Here is a 3121-nt window from a genome sequence, read left to right as displayed (position 1 = left end):
GCCCATGGAGCCTTCGCCGAACAGGGTGCCCTGCGGTCCCTTGAGGATTTCGACGCGGTCGATGTCCCAGGAGCGCACTTCCGGGTACCAGGGCACGGTGACGCCGGTGAAGGGGATGTCGTCCAGGTAGTAGCCGTTGTCGTTGCCGCCCAGCGAACTGGACACGCCGCGGATCTGCACCTGCAGGAATCCCATGCCGTTGTCGACGGCGCCCGCGCCGGGCGTCATGCCGATGATCTCGGCGATCTTGCTGATGCCCATGGCGTCAATCTGCTCGCCGGTGACGGCGGTCATCGCGATGGGCACGTCGATCTGGCGTTCGTCGCGTCGGCGCGCGGTGACCCGCAGTCCGACCATGCTGCGGACCATCGGAATCTCCGCCGTGCGTGGCGGCGCCTTGATGCCCGGCAACACCATCGGCGCAGGCTCCGTCACCGCCTGCGGCTGGATGCTCACCGTGCCGTTGTCGCGCACGCTGAAGCGGCAGCCGGTCCCGGCCAGCATCCGTTCGAGCGCGCGGATCGGTTCCCAACGTCCCTGGACGGCGGCCACGTTGCGCGATCCCGCGCAACTGGAAAACACCTGCAACCCGGACTGGCGCGAAAAATCGATCAGCGCGGTGTCGAGCGGCTTGGCCGGAATGTCGAATTCACGGAAGGTCGGGACCGGCGTGGTCGCAAGCGCGCCACCGCACGCCATCGAGCACAGCGACGCCAGCACCCTCCTGCGCCACCCCGCGACTGCCGCCCACTGTCCGACCCGCTCGCTGATGATCGCCCCCGCTATCCGTCCGCCATCATCTGTCCGTCGCGTCCTTCCGCCGCTGCAGCACGATGCGGTCAGGATAACGCAGCACCTGCAGCGAGAACGCGCCCGCCACGCCGTCCAGCCACGCATCCACGTCGCTGGTCAGCCAGCGTCCGGTGACCGGGCGTTCCGCCAGCGCGGCGTCATCGAGCACCACACGCACGCGGGAATACCGGTTGAGATCGGCGACCACGTTGCGCAGCGGTTCACTGGCGTACACCACGCTGCCTTCCTTCCACGCCAGCGCATCCTCCAGATCCACGCGACGCGGCGCGCTCAAGCCGCCCGCTTCATCCAGCGTGGTCTGCTGTCCGGCGATGAGCTGCACCGTCTTCTCGCCGTCCGCGACCGCATCCTGTTCGGGCGAGACGTCGTTCACCTGGACATGGCCCTCGGCCACGGTGACCGACACCGCCGCGGTCGCGGCCTCGACGCTGAACTCGGTGCCCAGGGCCTGCGCGATCAGCCCTCCGGCCCGCACCTCGAAGGGACGCGCGGGATCCTTCGCCACCGTGAAGTAGGCCTGGCCACCGGTCAGTTCGATCTGGCGCCGCTGCGGTCCGATCTGCACGCGCAGGCGGCTGTCCGGTCCCAGTTCCACCTGCGAGCGATCCTCGAGCACGAGATGTTTCAGCTCGCCCTTGCCAGTGGCGAACACCTGCACCGCGTCGGTGCGCGGGCCGTCGCCATCGTCCAGCGTGCGCACGGCGACGCCGGCCACGGTGACGCCCAGGATTGCGGCGGCGACGGCCCAGCGCAGCCGCCCCCCGCGACGTGCGGAACGAGATGGACGCACCGCCTGGTGGCTCTCCACCGGGGGGCGCGGGACGGACGCGGTGTCGCTGCGGACGGTTCTCGCGGCCGGCAACAGGTCCCCGGGCAACTGCGCGGACACCTGCCACATCAGGCTGACGTCCTCGAAAGCCTGGGCATGCTCGCGCGACGCTTCCATCCAGCGGTTCCATTCCTCGATCTGCTCGTAGGAAAGATCCTCATCCTGCAGGCGGACCACCCACTCGGAAGCCTCTTCGACGATGCGCTTGCGGCTGTTCTGCGTGGAATCCTTCATCACTCGTCCTCCCTGATTTCGTCCAGCCGCAACTGGCACAACGCCAGTGCCTTGGCCAGGTAGATGCGCACCATGCGCTCGGTGACACCCAACCGCTCCGCCGCTTCCTTGAAACTGCATTGCTTCAACCGCACCAGCCGGAACGCCTCGGCGCAGTTGGGCGGCAGTTCCGCCAGCAACGCCGGCAGCCGCTCAAGCACGTTCTGCGCGCGCACCGACCGCTCGGGATCGGCGGCCGGATCCGGCCAGAATCCCAGATCGTCCGGTTCCGGAAGTTCGATGTAGGCGCGCCGGCGCAGCAGATCCGTCGCCAGGTTCTGCGCAATCTTGAACAACAGTGCGCGATGGTAGCTGACAACCTGGTCCTGGCCGAGGTTGAGCAGCCGCGCGTACGCCTCCTGGGCCACGTCGCGCGCATCCTCGTACGAACCCAACCGCTGCTGCAGCGAGCGGATCAGCGCCTGGTTGAAATTGCGCACCAGTGCCTCGGCCTTCGGCGGCGTATCGCCGGCCGATGGCCCGTCCGGTTCGCCCATGGGAATGTCTCTACGGGTATCCATGATTCCCTAGACGAAGCAGAAGGCGAAAAGTGAAACGCCATCGGCGCCCCGGCAGCGCGGGCGCGAAAAGGCGTGAAGTTGCAATGGAAACATTTCCGGATCCGGGTCGTCGCTCGTCGTGATTGTTACAGGGTCGTGACTTCCCTGTATCACCCAGACGACATGAGGACGCTTATCCGTGAACCGTTTCCTGCAAGCCCGGGACAAGACCCCCACCCGCCGCAACGGCCTGAGCCAGGGCATCCTGCTGTGCCTGGCGGCGCTTGTGGCCGCCCCCGCCAGCGCCGACGACCAGGCCGGCGGCAAGCCACAGAGCGAGGCCGTCGATCTCGGCGCGGTCACGGTCACCGCGCGCAAGCGCGACGAACGCCAGATCGACGTGCCCATCGCGATGACCGCCGTCACCGGCGAGCAGATTGACGCCATGGGCATCAGCAAGGTCGCCGAGATCATCGCCATGACCCCGGGCGCGGGCTCGGTCGACAATGGCGGCGGCTTCACCCAGGTGCAGATCCGCGGCGTGTCCAGTTCGCTGGGCGGCAATGACAACGGCTACTACCTGGACGACATCCCCTTCACCGGCGTCACCGTGCCCTGGTACCCGGAAGTGCGCTCCTGGGACATCGACCGCGTCGAAATCCTCAAGGGACCGCAGGGCACCCTGTTCGGCGAAGGCTCCATGGGC

4 protein-coding genes are annotated in these 3121 nt (G+C 67.7%); 1 reads left to right on the top strand and 3 read right to left on the bottom strand.

The annotated features are described in order from the left end of the window. The 3 genes from ACTHN1_RS11250 to ACTHN1_RS11240 form a co-directional block, all read right to left on the bottom strand. Positions 1 to 720, bottom strand: a 720-nt coding sequence (locus ACTHN1_RS11250; RefSeq protein WP_440471034.1) for a TonB-dependent receptor plug domain-containing protein, incomplete at its 3' end; no start/stop codon positions are given. 76 nt (positions 721 to 796) lie between these two features. Continuing rightward, entirely contained in the window at positions 797 to 1876 is a 1080-nt protein-coding gene (locus tag ACTHN1_RS11245; RefSeq protein WP_440471033.1) for a FecR family protein, read from the bottom strand. Continuing rightward, positions 1876 to 2436, bottom strand: a complete 561-nt coding sequence (locus tag ACTHN1_RS11240; protein ID WP_440471032.1) for an RNA polymerase sigma factor — start codon at positions 2434 to 2436, stop codon at positions 1876 to 1878. The genes ACTHN1_RS11245 and ACTHN1_RS11240 overlap by 1 nt, the downstream gene beginning before the upstream one ends. Positions 2437 to 2614: 178 nt before the next feature. Here ACTHN1_RS11240 and ACTHN1_RS11235 point away from each other — a divergent pair. Then, positions 2615 to 3121: TonB-dependent receptor plug domain-containing protein (locus tag ACTHN1_RS11235; protein WP_440471031.1), on the top strand; the 507-nt coding region annotated here is incomplete at its 3' end.

Origin of the sequence: Pseudoxanthomonas sp. (assembly GCF_051953815.1) — a bacterium.
GTDB lineage: Bacteria > Pseudomonadota > Gammaproteobacteria > Xanthomonadales > Xanthomonadaceae > Pseudoxanthomonas_A.
Note: the sequence above shows the minus strand (reverse complement) of the source record. Positions and strands in the feature narration are given on the sequence as shown.

Bases quoted from the DNA above. Each gene is read 5' to 3' on its own strand.
- ACTHN1_RS11245 (WP_440471033.1), bottom strand. From the start codon at position 1,876: ATGAAGGATTCCACGCAGAACAGCCGCAAGCGCATCGTCGAAGAGGCT.
- ACTHN1_RS11240 (WP_440471032.1), bottom strand. From the start codon at position 2,436: ATGGATACCCGTAGAGACATTCCCATGGGCGAACCGGACGGGCCATCG.